This window comes from Streptomyces kebangsaanensis, from assembly GCF_001906585.1.
In the GTDB taxonomy this organism is placed as follows: Bacteria; Actinomycetota; Actinomycetes; order Streptomycetales; family Streptomycetaceae; genus Streptomyces; species Streptomyces kebangsaanensis.
The window spans coordinates 21,931-38,580 of sequence record NZ_JUJA01000077.1 but is presented as its reverse complement, the minus strand read 5'-3'; the positions used below and the strand labels follow the sequence as shown (position 1 = coordinate 38,580).

14 protein-coding genes and 2 pseudogenes are annotated in these 16,650 nt (G+C 73.8%); 12 read left to right on the top strand and 4 right to left on the bottom strand.

Annotation, left to right across the window (positions count from 1 at the left end; all coding sequences use genetic code 11):
- Together RH94_RS43060 and RH94_RS11255 are read right to left on the bottom strand one after the other, a co-directional pair.
- On the bottom strand, positions 1-172 hold a 172-nt coding region (locus RH94_RS43060), incomplete at its 3' end, for a gamma-glutamyl-gamma-aminobutyrate hydrolase family protein (protein WP_407697299.1).
- A gap of 77 nt (positions 173-249) precedes the next feature.
- Positions 250-1,452, bottom strand: coding sequence for an amino acid deaminase/aldolase (locus RH94_RS11255; RefSeq protein ID WP_073947464.1), 1,203 nt, complete (start codon positions 1,450-1,452; stop codon positions 250-252).
- A 1,375-nt stretch (positions 1,453-2,827) separates the two neighbouring features.
- Between RH94_RS11255 and RH94_RS11250 the strand changes: the two genes are divergently transcribed.
- From RH94_RS11250 to RH94_RS43055, 3 genes and pseudogenes are all read left to right on the top strand, one after another.
- On the top strand, positions 2,828-3,667 hold the full coding sequence (locus RH94_RS11250) for a hypothetical protein (RefSeq protein WP_234425700.1): 840 nt from the start codon (positions 2,828-2,830) through the stop codon (positions 3,665-3,667).
- Positions 3,668-3,717: 50 nt separating this feature from the next.
- Positions 3,718-4,706 (top strand): annotated as a pseudogene (mycP, locus tag RH94_RS11245) (type VII secretion-associated serine protease mycosin); the annotation flags it as partial.
- 4 nt (positions 4,707-4,710) lie between these two features.
- Positions 4,711-4,921: pseudogene (locus tag RH94_RS43055) on the top strand (hypothetical protein); the annotation flags it as partial.
- A gap of 161 nt (positions 4,922-5,082) precedes the next feature.
- On the opposite strand, the gene RH94_RS11240 reads toward RH94_RS43055, so the two are convergent.
- On the bottom strand, positions 5,083-5,829 hold the full coding sequence (locus RH94_RS11240) for a serine hydrolase (RefSeq protein WP_107428681.1): 747 nt from the start codon (positions 5,827-5,829) through the stop codon (positions 5,083-5,085).
- Between RH94_RS11240 and RH94_RS11235 the strand changes: the two genes are divergently transcribed.
- Entirely contained in the window at positions 5,813-6,559 is a 747-nt protein-coding gene (locus RH94_RS11235; protein ID WP_073947463.1) for an SseB family protein, read from the top strand. The two genes, RH94_RS11240 and RH94_RS11235, sit on opposite strands and share 17 nt — an antisense overlap.
- A gap of 43 nt (positions 6,560-6,602) precedes the next feature.
- Here the strand turns inward: RH94_RS11235 and RH94_RS11230 are convergent, their stop codons facing one another.
- Entirely contained in the window at positions 6,603-6,968 is a 366-nt protein-coding gene (locus RH94_RS11230; protein ID WP_073947462.1) for a DUF1844 domain-containing protein, read from the bottom strand.
- A gap of 397 nt (positions 6,969-7,365) precedes the next feature.
- Between RH94_RS11230 and infC the strand changes: the two genes are divergently transcribed.
- The 8 genes from infC (at position 7,366) to RH94_RS11190 (ending at position 16,613) form a co-directional block, all read left to right on the top strand.
- Entirely contained in the window at positions 7,366-8,004 is a 639-nt protein-coding gene (gene infC / locus RH94_RS11225) for a translation initiation factor IF-3 (RefSeq protein ID WP_073947461.1), read from the top strand.
- A gap of 113 nt (positions 8,005-8,117) precedes the next feature.
- Entirely contained in the window at positions 8,118-8,312 is a 195-nt protein-coding gene (rpmI, locus tag RH94_RS11220; protein ID WP_073947460.1) for a 50S ribosomal protein L35, read from the top strand.
- A 110-nt stretch (positions 8,313-8,422) separates the two neighbouring features.
- Entirely contained in the window at positions 8,423-8,806 is a 384-nt protein-coding gene (rplT, locus tag RH94_RS11215; protein ID WP_073947459.1) for a 50S ribosomal protein L20, read from the top strand.
- Positions 8,807-8,918: 112 nt separating this feature from the next.
- Positions 8,919-9,791 carry a TrmH family RNA methyltransferase gene (locus RH94_RS11210; RefSeq protein WP_073947458.1) on the top strand — a complete coding sequence of 291 codons (873 nt, stop codon included), beginning with the start codon at positions 8,919-8,921 and terminating at the stop codon, positions 9,789-9,791.
- A 53-nt stretch (positions 9,792-9,844) separates the two neighbouring features.
- Positions 9,845-10,999 carry a sensor histidine kinase gene (locus RH94_RS11205; RefSeq protein ID WP_073947457.1) on the top strand — a complete coding sequence of 385 codons (1,155 nt, stop codon included), beginning with the start codon at positions 9,845-9,847 and terminating at the stop codon, positions 10,997-10,999.
- A 149-nt stretch (positions 11,000-11,148) separates the two neighbouring features.
- Positions 11,149-12,270: a phenylalanine--tRNA ligase subunit alpha gene (gene pheS / locus RH94_RS11200; RefSeq protein ID WP_073947456.1), complete on the top strand. Its 1,122-nt coding sequence runs from the start codon at positions 11,149-11,151 to the stop codon at positions 12,268-12,270.
- Positions 12,270-14,828, top strand: a complete 2,559-nt coding sequence (gene pheT, locus RH94_RS11195) for a phenylalanine--tRNA ligase subunit beta (protein ID WP_073947455.1) — start codon at positions 12,270-12,272, stop codon at positions 14,826-14,828. The genes pheS and pheT overlap by 1 nt, the downstream gene beginning before the upstream one ends.
- Before the next feature lie 444 nt (positions 14,829-15,272).
- On the top strand, positions 15,273-16,613 hold the full coding sequence (locus tag RH94_RS11190; protein ID WP_073947454.1) for a transcriptional regulator: 1,341 nt from the start codon (positions 15,273-15,275) through the stop codon (positions 16,611-16,613).
- Positions 16,614-16,650 lie beyond the last annotated feature (37 nt).

Below are 16,650 nucleotides of genomic sequence, written 5' to 3'. Positions count from 1 at the left end.
CCGCCGCCGCCCGCTCCGGCTCGTCAGGCGGCAGCATCGCGGCGAGTCCGCCCGCCCGTTGCACCAGCCGCGGATAACCCACCGGCAGCAGCGCCGACTCCAGCTCCCACAGTCCCCAGCGAGCCCCCGGCTCCAGGTACGTACTGATCCCGATGAGCGGTCGTCCCGTCACACGGCCCTCCCTGACAAACGATGGTCTGCATCCCCGTCTTCGCCAACACCGCTCGCCGGGCCGAGCCGTCCGGCGGGCTACAGGAAGGTGCGGCCCTCGCCCCGGTACGTCGGTACGGTCGCCGTCACCCGGTCGCCCTCGACCAGGTGCAGGGCGTCGAACCGCTCGCACAGCTCCCCGGCCTTCGCGTGCCGGAACCACACCCTGTCGCCGATCAGCAGGTCGTCGGCGGGCGAGCCGAGCAGCGGGGTCTGCACCTCGCCGGGGCCCTCCCGGGGGTCGTAGCGCAGCCCTTCGGGCAGGTACGGCACCGGCAGCCGGTCCGGGCCGGCCGCGCCGGAGGCCGGGTAGCCGCCGCCGAGGACGGTCACCACCCCGACGCCGGGGCGCCGCACGACGGGCTGGGCGAACAGGGCCGCCGGACGGCCGCGGAAGGACGTGTAGTTGTCGAAGAGCCGCGGGACGTACAGCCCGGAGCCCGCGGCGACCTCGGTGACCGCGTCCTCCGCCGCGGTGTGCTGCACGCTGCCCGTGCCGCCGCCGTTGACGAATTCCAGCCCCGGCGCCACGGCCCGCACCGCGCGCACCGCCGCCGCCCTGCGCTCGGCCAGCTCCCGGCGCGCGGCGGCCTGCATCAGCCAAATCGCGCGCGAACGCAGGGGCCGCCCGGCGACCGCGTCGCCCACGCCCGCGACATGCCCCTCGTACGCCATGATCCCCACGAGCTCGAACCCCGGCCGCCGGGCCACCGCACGGGCCATGCCGGCGACCTGGGCGGGGGAGTGCAGCGGGGAGCGGCGGGCGCCGACCCGCACGCGTCCGCCGAGCAGCTTCAGCGAGGTGTCCAGCTCCAGGCAGACCCGGACGACCTCGCCTCCGCCCTCGCGCGAGGCGTCGACGAGGTCGAGCTGCGCCGGGTCGTCGACCATCACCGTGACGGCGCGGGCGAGCTCGGGGTCGGCGGTGAGTTCGGCGTAGCCGGAGCGGTCGGCGGACGGGTAGGCGAGCAGGACGTCGTCGAAGCCGGAGCGGGCCAGCCACAGGGACTCGGCGAGGGTGAAGGACATGATGCCCGCGAAGCCGTCCTTGGCGAGGACGCGTTCCAGCAGGGCCCGGCAGCGTACGGACTTGCTGGCGACCCGGACCGGCTTGCCGCCGGCCCGGCGGACGAGATCGTCCGCGTTGGCGTCGAACGCGTCCAGGTCCACGATCGCGACGGGGGCGTCCAGATGGGCGGTGGCCCGGTCGTAACGGGCCCGATCGGCGGCGCGCGCAGTCATGAACGAAGCCTGCCAGACCGGATTACCGCAGGGTAGGGGGACGTTCCGGGCAGATGCCCCGGGCTCCCGGACTGGCTCACGCTCAGGTGGGAGCAGCCCGTAGAGTGACGCGCACGTACGGCGGAGACACGCAGTGATCCTGGTCGCGGAGTTGAGCCGGGATGGCGATCCGCCCGTACGGGTATGCGTGCCCCGTGACGACGAGTCCGCGCCGGGCGGGGCGACGAGGACGGCCGCGCCCGGCGGAACGGCCCGGGCACGAGGAAACGGGGGGTGCATGAGCACAGAAGCGCGTCACGCCCCCGTCCCCCCGCGGCCGACGCGACCCGCGGGGGGCGACTTCGACGGCAGCGCCGACGGGAGGGACGCCGAGCCGAGCGCGGTGCCCCCCGGCGCACCGGCCGCCGGCCCCCGCGTCACGGAACGCGACACCGCCGTCCCGTCACCCCGCACCGACGCCCTCCGCCCCCGCTTCCCGGACTTCTACTCCCCGCCCCCGCCCCCGGCCACGGCCCGCTTCCCGGACAGACCGCCGGCCGCCGGGCGTGGGACGTCCGTGGACGGCGGAGGCCGGGCTCCGGCCCGGCCCTCGAAGGCGCCGTCGACACCCGGCCGGGGTGGGGCGCCCGTGGAATCGGCCGGTTCTTCCGGTGCGTCGGCCGCGGCCGGTCGCGGGGCGCCGTCGGGTGGCCAGGACTTCGCGGACGACTCGGCATCCGGAACCGGAACCGGCACCGGCACCGGCACCGGGGACGGCCGGGCCACGGCCCGCTTCCCCGGCGCGTCGGCGAGGCCCGGCCACGGGACGCCGGGCCGGAACGCGCCCGGGGGCATACCGCCGCGTCCGGCACCCCGGCCGTCGACGGCCCGGGGTACCGGCGCACCGGCCGAGACCGCGCCGGAGACGACCGCACGCCTGCGTCCCGTCCCTCTCCGGCGTCCCCCGGCCCCGAGCGCTCCGCCCCGCCCGACGGCCCCGCCCTCCGCGCGCGCCCCCCGGCCGGACGCCGCGCCCCGCCCCACCGTCGGCAGACCCGGTACCGCCGCCCCGGCTCCCCGCCCGAGCGAGCCCGGCCGGACCGACGGCCCCGCCGACGCCGTGACCCGCACCGGCCTCCCGCCGCGCCGCCCGGCCTCCGCCGCTTCGCCGGCCGACGGCGACGCGCGCGGTGGCCCCAGGGCCTTCGACGGGTCCGGGCGGCGGGACGCGGCTTCGCGTCCCGCCCCCGGCGCCTCCCGGGCCGGCGGTGACGTGCCCGGTGACTCCTGGAGATCCGCCGGATCCGGGCGCGTGGCTCCGCGACCCGGCTTCGACGGTCCGGCCGGCGGCGGTGACGCGCACGGGGCGGCGGCCCAGCGGCCCGCGTTCGGTGTGATGCCCGATCCCGCGTTGTCCTGGGGAGCCGCCACGGCACCGGGCGAGGGGTACGACGAGCGGGGGCGGACTCGGGTGGGCGGAGTGCGGGTGCGGCCGCGGGCCGCCGTGGCGGCGGCCTGTGTCGTGCTGGGGCTCGGGCTCATTGGCGGTGCCATAACCGGGAGTTGGCTCACCGGAGAGCCGAGCGGGACCGGCGGGGCCAGTGGCTTCGCCGCCGCCGGCGCCCGATGGCACAGCGTCCCCGTCGACCGGCTCTTCCCTCCCACCGTGGAGGGCCGCGGCGCCGGCCCCGGCGGAGCCGACCGCACCTGGACCCGCGTCGCCGTCGCCCCCGACAGCGGCTGCGCGGGCGCCTTCGACCCGCTGCTGCGCAAGGTCCTCGCCCCCGTCGGCTGCGCCCGCCTGCTGCGCGCCACCTACACCGACGCCACCCAGAGCCACGTCACCACCGTCGGCCTGCTCTTCACCGAGGCCGACGCCTCCGCCATGAACTCCCTCGCCACCCGCTTCAAGAACGAGGGGCTCACCCGTCGTACCGACCTCGTGCCCCGCCCGTACGCCGCCGAGGGAACCGTCGCCGCGGCCTTCGGCGACAAGCAGCGCGCGTCCTGGACCGTCTCCGTGCTGACCGAGGTTCCCGTGGTCGTCTACGCCGTCTCCGGCTGGGCCGACGGCCGGACGGTCGACGCCCCGCAGCCCGCCGCCGACGCGACGGAGGCCGGCGCCACCACGGCCCCCGCCCAGGCGGGCCTCGGCAACGAGGCCCAGGGTCTGGCCGACCGCATGGAACGGAGCCTGCGCCGGACCGTCGAGCCGGCCACGGAGAAGCCGTCGTGAACACCACCGTGAAGACTGCCGTGAACACCGCCGCGACCCCCGGCACCCGCGTGTCCCGCACGATCCGCAGAGCCGGCACCCTGAGTCTGCTCCTCGCCGCCTGTCTCGTCCTCGTGCCCCCCACCGCCGCCCACGCCGACGGCATCCGCGCCCAGCAGTGGGGACTCGAGGCCCTGCACACCGAGGAGGTCTGGCGCACCACCAAGGGCGAGGGCATCACCGTCGCCGTGCTGGACACCGGCGTCGAGGCCGACCACCCCGACCTCGTCGGCAACGTCCTGCCCGGCAAGGACATGATCGGCTTCGGCGCGCGGCCCGGCGACCGCGCCTGGGCCCGCCACGGCACCGCCATGGCCGGCATCATCGCCGGTCACGGCCACGGCCCCAGCAACGCCGACGGCGTCCTGGGCATCGCCCCGGAGGCGAAGATCCTGCCCGTCCGCGTGATCCTCGAGGACGGCGACTCCGCCCGCACCAAGGCCCGCACCACCCGCGGCAACGCCCTTGCCGACGGCATCCGCTGGGCCGCCGACCAGGGCGCCGACGTCATCAACCTCTCCCTCGGCGACGACTCGGCCTCCGCGCACCCCGAGCCCGCCGAGGACGAGGCCGTCCAGTACGCGCTGAGCAAAGGCTCCGTCGTCGTGGCCTCGGCCGGCAACGGCGGTGAGAAGGGCGACAACATCTCCTACCCGGCCGCCTACCCGGGCGTGATCGCCGCGACCGCCGTGGACCGCTACGGCACCCGCGCCGCCTTCTCCACCCGCCGCTGGTACGCCACGGTCAGCGCGCCCGGCGTGGACGTCGTCATCGCCGACCCCGACCACAAGTACTACGAGGGCTGGGGCACGAGCGCGGCCTCCGCCTTCGTCTCCGGCGCCGTCGCCCTCGTCAAGGCCGCCCACCCGGGGCTCACCCCCGCCCAGATCAAGAAGCTCCTGCAGGACACCGCCCGCAACGCCCCCGTCGGCGGCCGCGACGACTCCCGCGGCTTCGGTCTGATCGACCCCGCCGCCGCCATCAGGGCAGCCGCCCGCCTNNNNGCCGGAGGGCCTGCGGGCGGCGTCCTACGGCGACGAGTACTTCGGCCCCGGCCCCGACTCGGCCGCACCGGACGGCACCGCCCTCGGCTGGGCCGGCCCCCTCGCCGGCAGCGTCGGGGGAGTGCTGCTGGTCGTGGCGGTCGTCCTGTGGCGCGGGCGCCGTGAGGGCGAGGACGACCACCGGTTCCGCAGTCCCGGCGACTTCTTCTAGTGCCGCGGCAGGCAACGTTTGCCCGTCAAGGAGCGGCGTCCGGTGCGTGCTCTCGGCGTGCCGGCCGGAAGTCCTCGTACTGGATGTACTTGGGCTTTCGGGCGGTGCGGCGAGAGTGCGTGCCGGGCGTCGCGACGGGGCGAACGTTGCCTGTTGCGGCACTAGTCCCGCGGGGACGCGCTCCCGCGGAACGCCGACACCGCCTGCCGCGCCGCCGCCTCGACCAGGGCGATGCCCCGCTCCTTCGTCGCGCTGCCGTTCGACAGCGCGGCCACCAGGCAGTCGTGGCCGCCGGCCGTCACGCGGCCGATGCTGTTGACCACCCACAGCCCGGTCGTGCCGCGCGGCAGCCAGCCGTTCTTCAGGGCCCACGCGGAGCCGTCCGCCGCGGCCGACACCCCCCAGTCCTGGCCCGCGGCGATCCGGCCCATCAGGCCCTGGAGATACGTCCGCGAAGCCTCGCCCAGCCGCGAGTCGCCGCCGAACACCTGCCGCAGCAGGAGGAGCTGGTCGGCGGCGGTGGTCCGGGTCAGACCCCACAGCGCGCCGGCGCCGCCGACGGTGTCCCTGAGCCCGAACCGCTCGTTCGCCGCGTCCAGCCCGTCCGCCCCGCCGATGCTCCGCCACAGCGCCGACGCCGAGTCGTTGTCGCTGTGCCCGATCATGGCGGCGGCGTACGCCCGTTCCCGCGCCGTCAGCCGCCGCCCCGCGTCCTCGGCCCGGAGCAGCAGCGCCGCCAGGATGTCGACCTTGACGATGCTCGCCGTCTCGTACGCGCCGTCGCCGTACACGAAGCTCTGTCCGGCGCCGACACCGCACACCGCCACCGCCACCGACTCCACCGCCGCCTCCCTGAGAACACCGCGCACCCTGCCGATAGGGTCGAGGACCGTGGCCAAGAAGAACATCCCCACCTCCCCCTTCGCCGACGACGACGGCTCCGCCGACCCCCGGCTGAGCGCGGCGCTCGCCGCCTGGGCCGAGGACCGCACCGCCGTGGAACCCGTCCTGCGGGCGCTCAAGGGCGCCCGGCTCCTCGTCCCCGTCGTGGCCGTCCTCGGCGAGGTGGAGGAGGACGAGAACGGGCTGCGCCGCGAGAAGACCAGCGACATGGCCGTCCCCACCCTGAAGGCCGGTCACCGCACCGCGCTGCCCGCCTTCACCTCCACCGACTCCCTGGTCCGCTGGGACCCGGACGCCCGGCCCGTGGCCGTACCGCTGCACCAGGCCCTGGAGGCCGCCGCGCACGAGAAGGCGGACACCGTGGTGCTGGACGTGGCCGGACCGGTGCCGTTCGAGCTGACCGGGCCCGCGCTGCTCGCCCTCGCCGAGGGCCGCACGACGACGGACCCGCTCGCCGACCCGGCCGTCGCCGCCGCCGTACGGGAGGCCGTCGCCGCCGAGCCCGCCGTGCTGCGCGCCCACCTCGGACCGGGCCGGGCCGACGGCACCCTCGCCCTCGTCCTCGACCCGTCCGCCGGCGCCGCCCCCGCCGAGGCCGTCCGCGCCGTCGCCGAGCGGCTCGCCGCCAGCGACACACTGAGGGCCCGCCTGGTGCGCGGCCTCGACCTGGCACTGCTGCCGGCCGGGGCCACGCCGCCGGGCGAGCCCTTGTACGTGAAGGACGTGAAGGAGTAGGAACCTGAGGGAGCAGGGACGCGAGGGAGCGGGGGCGGGCGGGTCAGCCGTAGACCGGCCCGGTGTACTTCTCGCCCGGGCCCTGGCCCGGCTCGTCCGGGACGACCGACGCCTCGCGGAACGCCAGCTGCAGCGACTTCAGACCGTCGCGCAGCGGCGCCGCGTGGAAGGAGCTGATCTCGGTCGCGCTCGCGTCCAGCAGCCCGGCGAGCGCGGCCACCAGCTTGCGCGCCTCGTCCAGGTCCTTGTACCTGTCGCCCTCCTCGGTCAGACCGAGCTTCACGGCGGCGGCGCTCATCAGGTTGACGGCGACCGTCACGATCACCTCGACCGCCGGGACCTCGGCGATGTCGCGGGTCATGGCGTCGAAGTCGGGGGTCTCGGGGCTCTCGGAGGGGGTCTCACTCATGCCCCACACGATAGGGGCAGGGCGGACCTCCGCTCTCACCAAGCCCCGTCCTGTTCCGATTAGCTGTTCCCACCCGTTGCTGCTAACCTTGTGTGACGACCGGTCGGACCCGCATGTCGTGCGACACACGAGTCCGGCCCACAAGTGGAGGCTTCGAACTCCCACCTGACCGCTCTCCGGGGCGGCGGGTCACCGGTCAGGCGGTCCCATCCCCAGTGGTGGCGATCCGCCCGAAAGTGCGCCCCGCGGTCCTCGCGGCGGTTGCTCCGGTAGTTCGAGGAGCCCCGCCTGTGATCGTCCGGGGCATTTTTACTGCTTCGGCGCGGTCAGGTCTAACGAATCACAGACGTACGCGGCTGTCCGCCAGACCGTCGCGTGGTGCTACCGAGGAGGATCCATCAGCGCCGAGCCCCGCATCAACGACCGGATTCGCGTTCCCGAGGTGCGACTTGTCGGTCCCAGTGGCGAGCAGGTCGGCATCGTGCCGCTCGCGAAGGCACTGGAGCTTGCGCAGGAGTACGACCTGGACCTGGTCGAGGTCGCGGCGAACGCCCGTCCGCCCGTGTGCAAGCTCATGGACTACGGGAAGTTCAAGTACGAGTCGGCCATGAAGGCCCGTGAGGCGCGCAAGAACCAGGCGCACACGGTCATCAAGGAGATGAAGCTCCGGCCGAAGATCGACCCGCACGACTACGACACCAAGAAGGGTCACGTCGTCCGGTTCCTCAAGCAGGGCGACAAGGTCAAGATCACGATCATGTTCCGTGGTCGCGAGCAGTCCCGGCCCGAGCTGGGCTACCGGCTGCTGCAGCGGCTCGCGGAGGACGTCCAGGACCTCGGTTTCGTGGAGTCGAACCCGAAGCAGGACGGCCGCAACATGATCATGGTTCTCGGTCCGCACAAGAAGAAGACCGAGGCGATGGCCGAGGCCCGCCAGGCGCAGGAGGCCCGCAAGGCCGACGCGAAGGCCAACCCCGGTCGCTCGCAGAACACCGCGGACGCCGAGGCACCGGCCGAGGAGCCCGCCGAGGCGTGACCCCACCCTGGGACGCGCGTCCCAGGATGTAACCGATACAAGAGCGACGCTCCACCGTGCCCGGTTCTCGCAACCGGGCACCGGAGCGCCACCCACGAGGAGAGAACGGCGCTATGCCGAAGAACAAGACGCACAGCGGTGCCAGGAAGCGCTTCAAGGTCACCGGCTCCGGCAAGGTGCTCCGTGAGCGCGCCGGCAAGCGCCACCTGCTCGAGCACAAGTCGTCCCGTGTGACGCGTCGCCTCACCGGCAACGCCGAGATGGCCCCGGGCGACGCCGCGAAGATCAAGAAGCTTCTCGGCAAGTGACGCGGCGGCGCGTGATCCTCTGATCCAGCGCGCCCTACGTCAGGACCGGGACCCATTCGTTTCCGGGCCGTGCGAGCACCACCACGGCCCCGCTACAAGGAGTTAATCAAGTGGCACGCGTCAAGCGGGCAGTCAACGCCCACAAGAAGCGCCGGGCGATCCTCGAGCAGGCCTCCGGCTACCGCGGTCAGCGCTCGCGTCTGTACCGCAAGGCCAAGGAGCAGGTCACCCACTCGCTGGTCTACAACTACAACGACCGCAAGAAGCGCAAGGGTGACTTCCGTCAGCTGTGGATCCAGCGCATCAACGCCGCTGCCCGCGCCAACGGCATGACGTACAACCGCTTCATCCAGGGTCTGAAGGCCGCGAACGTCGAGGTCGACCGCAAGATCCTGGCCGAGCTGGCCGTCAACGACACGAACGCGTTCGCCGCGCTCGTCGAGGTCGCGCAGAAGGCCCTGCCGAGCGACGTCAACGCGCCCAAGGCTGCGTGACGCTGCGCCGGCTTCCGGTCGGCGACCAACGTGACTGAAGGGACCCGCAGGCTGCAGAAGCCTGNNNNGCCGTATCTGCGCCACCCGCAGAGAGTTCCCGAAGGTGAAGAGCATGCCCCCCGCCACCCCCGACCTCATCTCCCCGCGCTCGGCCCGGGTCCTGGCCGCGCGGCGGCTGGCCAAGCGGAACTTCCGGGGCAAGGAGCGGCTGTTCCTCGCCGAGGGGCCGCAGGCCGTGCGGGAGGCGGCGGCGCACCGGGCGGCGGACGGCGGCGCCACCCTCGTCGAACTGTTCGCGACGGTCGAGGCGGCCGAGCGGTACGCCGGCATCGTGGGGGAGGCCCGCGCCGCCGGCGCCCGGATCCACCTCGCCGCCGACGGTGTCATCGAGGACATCGCCACCACCGTCACCCCGCAGGGACTCGTCGGGATCTGCCGGTTCCTCGACACGCCGTTCGAGACGATCCTCGCCGCCCGGCCCCGTCTGGTCGCCGTCCTCGCCCACGTGCGCGACCCCGGCAACGCCGGCACCGTCCTGCGCTGCGCGGACGCCGCCGGAGCCGATGCGGTCGTCCTCACGGACGCCTCCGTCGACCTCTACAACCCCAAGGCCGTACGGGCCTCCGTCGGCTCGCTGTTCCACCTGCCCGTCGCCGTCGGCGTCCCCGTCGAGCAGGCCGTCGGCCGCCTCAAGGACGCGGGCGTGCGCGTCCTCGCCGCGGACGGCGCGGGCGAGCAGGACCTCGACGACGAGCTCGACAAGGGCACCATGGGCGGCCCCACCGCCTGGGTGTTCGGCAACGAGGCCTGGGGCCTGCCCGAACACACCCGCGCCCTCGCCGACGCCGTCGTACGCGTCCCCATCCACGGAAAGGCCGAGAGCCTGAACCTCGCGACCGCCGCCGCCGTATGTCTCTACGCGTCGGCCCGCGCACAGCGCGCCCGCGGAGGATCCCGCTCCGTCACGGAGAGCGAGGAGAACTAGTAGTGTGACCCGCTCGGGGGTCCTCTGCACCGGCTGAGAGGTGGGGTACGGGGATGGGTGTCGGCACGAGCAGCACACCGGGAACGCGCGACGTGCGGCACCCGCCCGCGCCCCGGCACGGTGAGCCGGCCGCACTCGGCATCGCCCCCGACGACCTGCCCGACGGCCTGGTCGTCGCCGACGAGCACGGGCGCGTCGTCTGCTTCAACACGGCCGCCGCCCGGATCACCGCGATCCCCGCCGAGGACGCCCTCGGACAGCCCCTGGAGAAGGCGCTGCCGTTGGAGGACCTGGAGGGGCGGCGCTGGTGGCAGCTGACCGACCCCTACGGCGGGCTGGCCATCCGCGTCGGCCAGCCCGAGCGCAACCTCCTGCTGCACGGAGGCCGGGAGGTCCTCGTCTCGGCGAAGTACGTCCGCACCCGCCCCACCGGGCCGGTCCGCCGCGTCGTCGTCACCCTCCGCGACACCGAGGCCCGCCGCCGCACCGAGCGCAGCCACGCCGAACTGATCGCCACCGTGGCGCACGAGCTGCGCTCGCCACTGACCTCCGTCAAGGGCTTCACCGCCACCCTGCTCGCCAAGTGGGAGAGGTTCACCGACGACCAGAAACGGCTGATGCTGGAGACCGTCGACGCCGACGCCGACCGCGTCACCCGGCTCATCGCCGAGCTGCTCGACATATCCCGCATCGACTCCGGCCGGCTCGAGGTGCGCCGCCAGCTCGTCGACATCGGCGCCGCGGTCGGCCGGCACGTCCAGGCGTACGTCTCCGCGGGCCAGCCCGCCGACCGGTTCCTGGTCCGCATGGAGCAGCCGCTGCCCGAACTGTGGGCCGACCCGGACAAGATCGACCAGGTGCTGAGCAACCTGATCGAAAATGCCGTGCGGCACGGCGAGGGAACTGTCACCATCGATGTCACGCCCGCGCCGTCCCCCCGGGAGGGGGAGACCACCGGGACCATCGAGAACACGGCCACGTCGGTCACGGTGCGCGACGAGGGGCCCGGCATTCCGGAGGAGTCCATGAACCGCGTCTTCACCCGCTTCTGGCGGGGCAGCAAGCGCGGCGGCACGGGCCTCGGGCTCTACATCGTCAAGGGCATCGTCGAGGCCCACGGCGGCACCATCACGGTCGGCCGTGCCCCCGGCGGCGGCGCGGAATTCCGATTTACCCTGCCCGTGGGCACCCCGGCACACCTGCTCTGAGCGACCTGCCGAGGACCCACGGGCGCATTCGCTTTCCCCAGCCCCGTTAGACTCGGCCAATGGCACCTTTGCGTCCAGTTCCACAGACACACGAGATCGTCTGCGGACCGTAGACGGGGCACCCCAGCCAATCGGAAGCACGGGAAGAGATGTCGGCACCCAATAAGTCGTACGACCCTGTCGAGGTCGAGGCGTTGAAACCGGAAGAGATCGAGCGCATGCGGGACGAGGCGCTCGCCGCCTTCACCGCCGCGGACAGCCTCGACGCGCTCCACGAGGCCAAGGTCGCCCACACCGGCCCCGCCTCCCCGCTGGCCCTCGCCAACCGCGAGATCGGCGCCCTGCCCCCGCATGCCAAGGCCGACGCCGGCAAGCGCGTCGGCATGGCCCGCGGCGCGGTCAACAAGGCGCTCGCCGCCCGCCAGATCGAACTGGAGGCCGAGCGGGACGCCCGCGTGCTGGTCGAGGAGGACGTCGACGTCACGCTGCCGTACGACCGCGTCCCGGCCGGCGCCCGGCACCCGCTGACCACGCTCTCGGAGCGCATCGAGGACATCTTCGTGGCCATGGGCTACGAGGTCGCCGAGGGCCCCGAGGTCGAGGCCGAGTGGTTCAACTTCGACGCCCTGAACATCGGCCCGGACCACCCGGCCCGCGGCGAGCACGACACGTTCTTCGTGCAGGGCCCCGAGGGCGGCACCGAGTCCGGCGTCGTCCTGCGCACCCACACCTCGCCCGTGCAGATCCGCTCGCTGCTCGACCGCGAGCCGCCGGTCTACGTGATCTGCCCCGGCCGCGTGTACCGCACGGACGAGCTGGACGCCACCCACACGCCCGTCTTCCACCAGGTCGAGCTGCTCGCCGTGGACGAGGGCCTGACCATGGCCGACCTCAAGGGCACCCTGGACCACATGGTCCAGTCCCTGTTCGGCGAGGGCATGAAGACCCGGCTGCGGCCCAACTTCTTCCCGTTCACCGAGCCGTCCGCCGAGATGGACATGGTGTGCTACGTCTGCCGCGGCGAGTCCGTCGGCAACCCCGACCGGCCCTGCCGCACCTGCTCCTCCGAGGGCTGGATCGAACTCGGCGGCTGCGGCATGGTCAACCCGCGGGTGCTCACCGCCTGCGGCGTCGACCCGGAGAAGTACAGCGGCTTCGCCTTCGGGTTCGGCATCGAGCGGATGCTGATGTTCCGCCACAACGTCGAAGACATGCGAGACATGGTCGAGGGTGACGTCCGGTTCACCCGGCCGTTCGGGATGGAGATCTGATGCGGGTCCCGCTTTCCTGGCTGCGGGAGTACGTCGACCTGCCGGCGACTGAGACCGGCCGCGACGTCCAGGCCAAGCTCATTTCGGCCGGTCTGGAGGTCGAGACCGTCGACCAGCTCGGCACCGACCTCAAGGGGCCGCTCGTCGTCGGCCAGGTGCTGACCATCGAGGAGCTGGAGGGCTTCCGGAAGCCGATCCGCTTCTGCACCGTCGACGTCGGGCAGGCCAACGGCACCGGCGAGCCGCAGGAGGTCGTCTGCGGCGCCCGCAACTTCGCCGTCGGCGACAAGGTCGTCGTGGTCCTCCCGGGCGCCGTGCTGCCCGGCGGCTTCGCGATCAGCGCCCGCAAGACCTACGGCAAGACCTCCCACGGCATGATCTGCTCCAGCGACGAGCTGGGCATGGGCGACGACGGCAGCCAGGGCATCATCGTGCTGCCCCCGGAGACCGAGGTCGGCAAGGACGCCATCGAGCTCCTGGAGCTGGTCGACGAGGTCCTCGACATCGCCGTCACCGCCAACCGCGGCGACTGCCTGTCCATCCGCGGCGTCGCCCGTGAGACCGCCATCGCCTACGGCCTGCCGCTGCGCGACCCCGCCCTGCTCGACGTACCCGCCGCGAACGCCTTCGGCTACCCGGTGCGGATCGACGAGCCGCGCGGCTGCGACCGCTTCACCGCCCGCACGGTCTCCGGCCTCGACCCCGAGGCGCGCTCCCCGATCTGGCTGCAGCGCCGCCTGCAGAAGGCCGGCATGCGCCCGATCTCGCTCGCCGTCGACATCACCAACTACGTGATGCTGGAGCTGGGCCAGCCGCTGCACGCCTACGACCGCGCCCGCGTCCAGGGCACGATCGGCGTGCGCCGGGCCGAGGAGGGCGAGAAGTTCACCACCCTCGACGGCGTCAAGCGCACCCTGCACGCCGAGGACCTGGTCATCACCGACGAGCGCGGCCCGATCGGCCTCGCGGGCGTCATGGGCGGCGCCAACACCGAGATCGACGACACCGAGGGCACCACCACCGAGGTCGTCGTCGAGGCCGCCCACTTCGACCAGATCTCCGTCGCGCGCACCGCCCGCCGCCACAAGCTGACCTCCGAGGCCTCCCGCCGCTTCGAGCGGGGCGTCGACCCGCAGGCCGCCGCGGCCGCGGCCCAGCGCACGGTGGACCTGCTGGTCCTCCTCGCGGGCGGTACGGCCGACGCCGGCGTCACCGAGGTGGTCGCACCCTCCGCGCCGCGCACCGTCACCGTCCCGGCCGACCACCCGGACAAGGTCGCGGGCGTCGCCTACGGCCGCGAGATTGTGGTCCGCCGGCTGCAGGAGATCGGCTGCGTCGTCGTGGGAAATACTGCCGCGTGGAACGCGTCGTTGAGGGGCGGTGGTCGGGAGACGGGCGGGCAGGACGAGCTGACCGTCACCGTCCCGTCCTGGCGGCCCGATCTGGCCGAACCCAACGACCTGGCCGAAGAGGTCATCCGCCTGGAGGGCTACGAGAACCTGCCCTCCACGCTGCCCAAGCCCCCCTCGGGCCGCGGGCTGACCCACCGGCAGCGGCTGCACCGCCGGGTCGGCCGGGCCCTGGCCGGCGCGGGCTACGTCGAGACGCCGACGTACCCGTTCGTCGCCGAGCAGGTTTTCGACCAGCTCGGCCTGGACGCCGACGACCCCGCCCGCCGCGTGGTCAAGCTGGTCAACCCGCTCAACGACGAGGAGCCCGCGCTGCGGACGACGCTGCTGCCGGGCCTGCTCGGCGCGCTGCGCCGCAACGACGGCCGCGGCAGCCACGACCTCGCCCTGTTCGAGACCGGTCTGGTCTTCCACCCGGGCGAGGAGCAGCGGCTCGCCGTCCGGCTGCCCGTCGACCGGCGTCCCACCGACGAGGAGATCGCCGGGCTGACCGCCGTGCTGCCCGAGCAGCCGCGCCACGTGGCCGTCGTCCTCACCGGCGCCCGCGAGCAGGCCGGCTGGTGGGGCAAGGGCCGCCCGGCCGACTGGGCCGACGCGATCGAGGCCGCCCGGACCGTCGCCCGCGAGGCCGGGGCCGAACCGACCGTCCGCAAGGGCCAGTACGGTCCCTGGCACCCGGGCCGCTGCGCCGACCTCACGGTCGTCGTGGACGGCGTCGAGCGGGTCGTGGGCCACGCGGGCGAGCTGCACCCGCGCGTGCTCAAGGCGTTCGGGCTGCCCGAGCGCACCTGCGCGATGGAGCTGAACCTCGACCTGCTGGAGCAGGTCGGCGACGACACCCCGCAGGCGCCGGGCATCTCCACCTTCCCGGTCGCCACGCAGGACGTCGCCCTCGTCGTCGACAAGCCGGTCCCGGCCGCCGACGTGGAGGCCGCGCTGCGCGAGGGTGCCGGTGAACTCCTGGAGTCCATCCGGCTGTTCGACCTCTACGAGAACGCCGAGCAACTCGGCGAGGGCCGCAAGTCCCTGGCCTATGCGCTGCGTTTCCGCGCACCCGATCGGACGCTGACGGTCGACGAGGCGTCGGCGGCCCGCGACGCGGCGGTTTCGCTGGCCGCTGAGCGCACGGGGGCTGTGCTGCGGAGCTAGTTCCTGCGGAGCTGGTTCCGGGGGAGCGTCGGGGACTGCAAGTCCGTTGCCGACTGCGGGTAGTCGGTGGTCGGTCGCGCAGTTCCCCGCGCCCCCTCCGAGCCGGCCCGGTCGAAAGGCCGGCGTCGCTGATCGGGACCAGGCCAACGCGGCCTGAGGGGGCAGGGGGAACCGCGCGACCAGCCCGGACGGGGCCCGCGGCCGGCACACCACTCGCAGCCCCGATCTCTTGGCCGCCCCGCGCCTCGAACAGCCAGGCAGGGCCGCCGCACTGTTCGAGGGGGAGCCGGCGGCCCCGCCGGCCTCTTGGAGAGGCAGTTCAGTCAACCGGCCGGAAACTCTCCGCGACAGCGCGCGCACAGCCCGGATTCGCGTACTCCGTTCACACCCCGTGTGAAGGCGGACGCACTACAGTGGCGCCACCGAGCCACCCGGGGGGCACCCATGCAGCCCAACACCTTGCTCGACGCGATCCTGGACGAGGCGGGCATCTCGCACGCGGGCCTGGCGGCGCACGTCAACCAGGCGGGGCGGGGCCGCGGACTCGCCCTGAGGTACGAACACACCGCGGTGGCCCGGTGGCTGAAGGGCCAGCGGCCCCGCGGCCAGGTGCCCGACCTGATCTGCGAGGTGCTGGCCGCCCGCCTGCACCGGCCGGTCACGCTCGACGACATCGGCCTGGGCGTGCCGGGCGAGCCGTCCGCCCCGCACGGCACCTCGCTGTCCGGCTTCGTCGAGCGCGCCACCGCCCTGTGGCGCTCCGACGAGCAGCAGCGCCCGCACGTCCTCGGCGCCCCCGCCGTGACCGGCACGCCCGCCGTCATGCCGGTGTGGGAGTGGGAGAACCCGCCCGAGGACGTGGACGTCTCGCGCGGCGGCCCGCACCGGGTCACCCCGGGCGACATCGAGATGCTGCGCGCCGCCCGCACGCACTACGAGCAGATGTACCGCAAGGCCGGCGGCATCGCGACCCGCAGCCGCATCGTGGGCTTCCTCAACGCCGAGGCCGCCCCGCTGCTGCGCGGCAGCTACACCGACACCACCGGCCGCCAACTGCACCGCGCCACCGGCGCCTTGGTGGCGATCGTGGGCATCTGCGCCTACGACTCCGACGCGCACGGCCTCGCCCAGCGCTACTTCCACCAGGCGCTCAGGCTCGCGAAAGCCAGCGGGGACCGGGGACTCGGGGCGTACGTGATAGCGCTGCTGGTCAACCAGTCGCTGTTCCTGCGGGAGTACCGCCAGGCCGTCGCCTTCGCCGAGGCCGCGCTGCGCGCCGCCGGCAAGCACATCACCCCCGCGCTCGCCTCCGACCTCTACGCGATGCAGGCCAAGGCGTACGCCCACCTCGGCGACGGGGGCAGCGCCCTGTCCTGCATCCGGCGTGCCGAGTCCACCGCCGAACGCATCCGGCGCGGGTACGAGCCCGACGAGACCGGCTATGTCCAGCCGGGCCTGGTCAACGTACAGGTGGCGGAGGCCCTGCTCAGCCTCGGCGAGCTGGCCGCCGCCGGGGAGCACGCCGCGGCGGCCGTGGACAACCCGGCGCACGACCGGGGCAGGGTGCACCGGCTGGCCATGCTCAGCACGATCGAACTGCGCCAGGGCAACGCCGACAAGGCGGTGGCCACAGCGGTGCAGATGGCCGAGCAGGCCCGTGGGATGGAGTCCCAGCGGCTGCGGGACAGACTGCGCGCGGTCCGTGAGCACCTGGTGCGCAGAGGCTGCGCCGGCACGGCGGAGGCGGCCGAACTGATCGACGGGGCCCTGCGCGTACCGCTGTGACCGCCCCGCTGTGCCGCCGGCGACTCGCCGTGCGCCT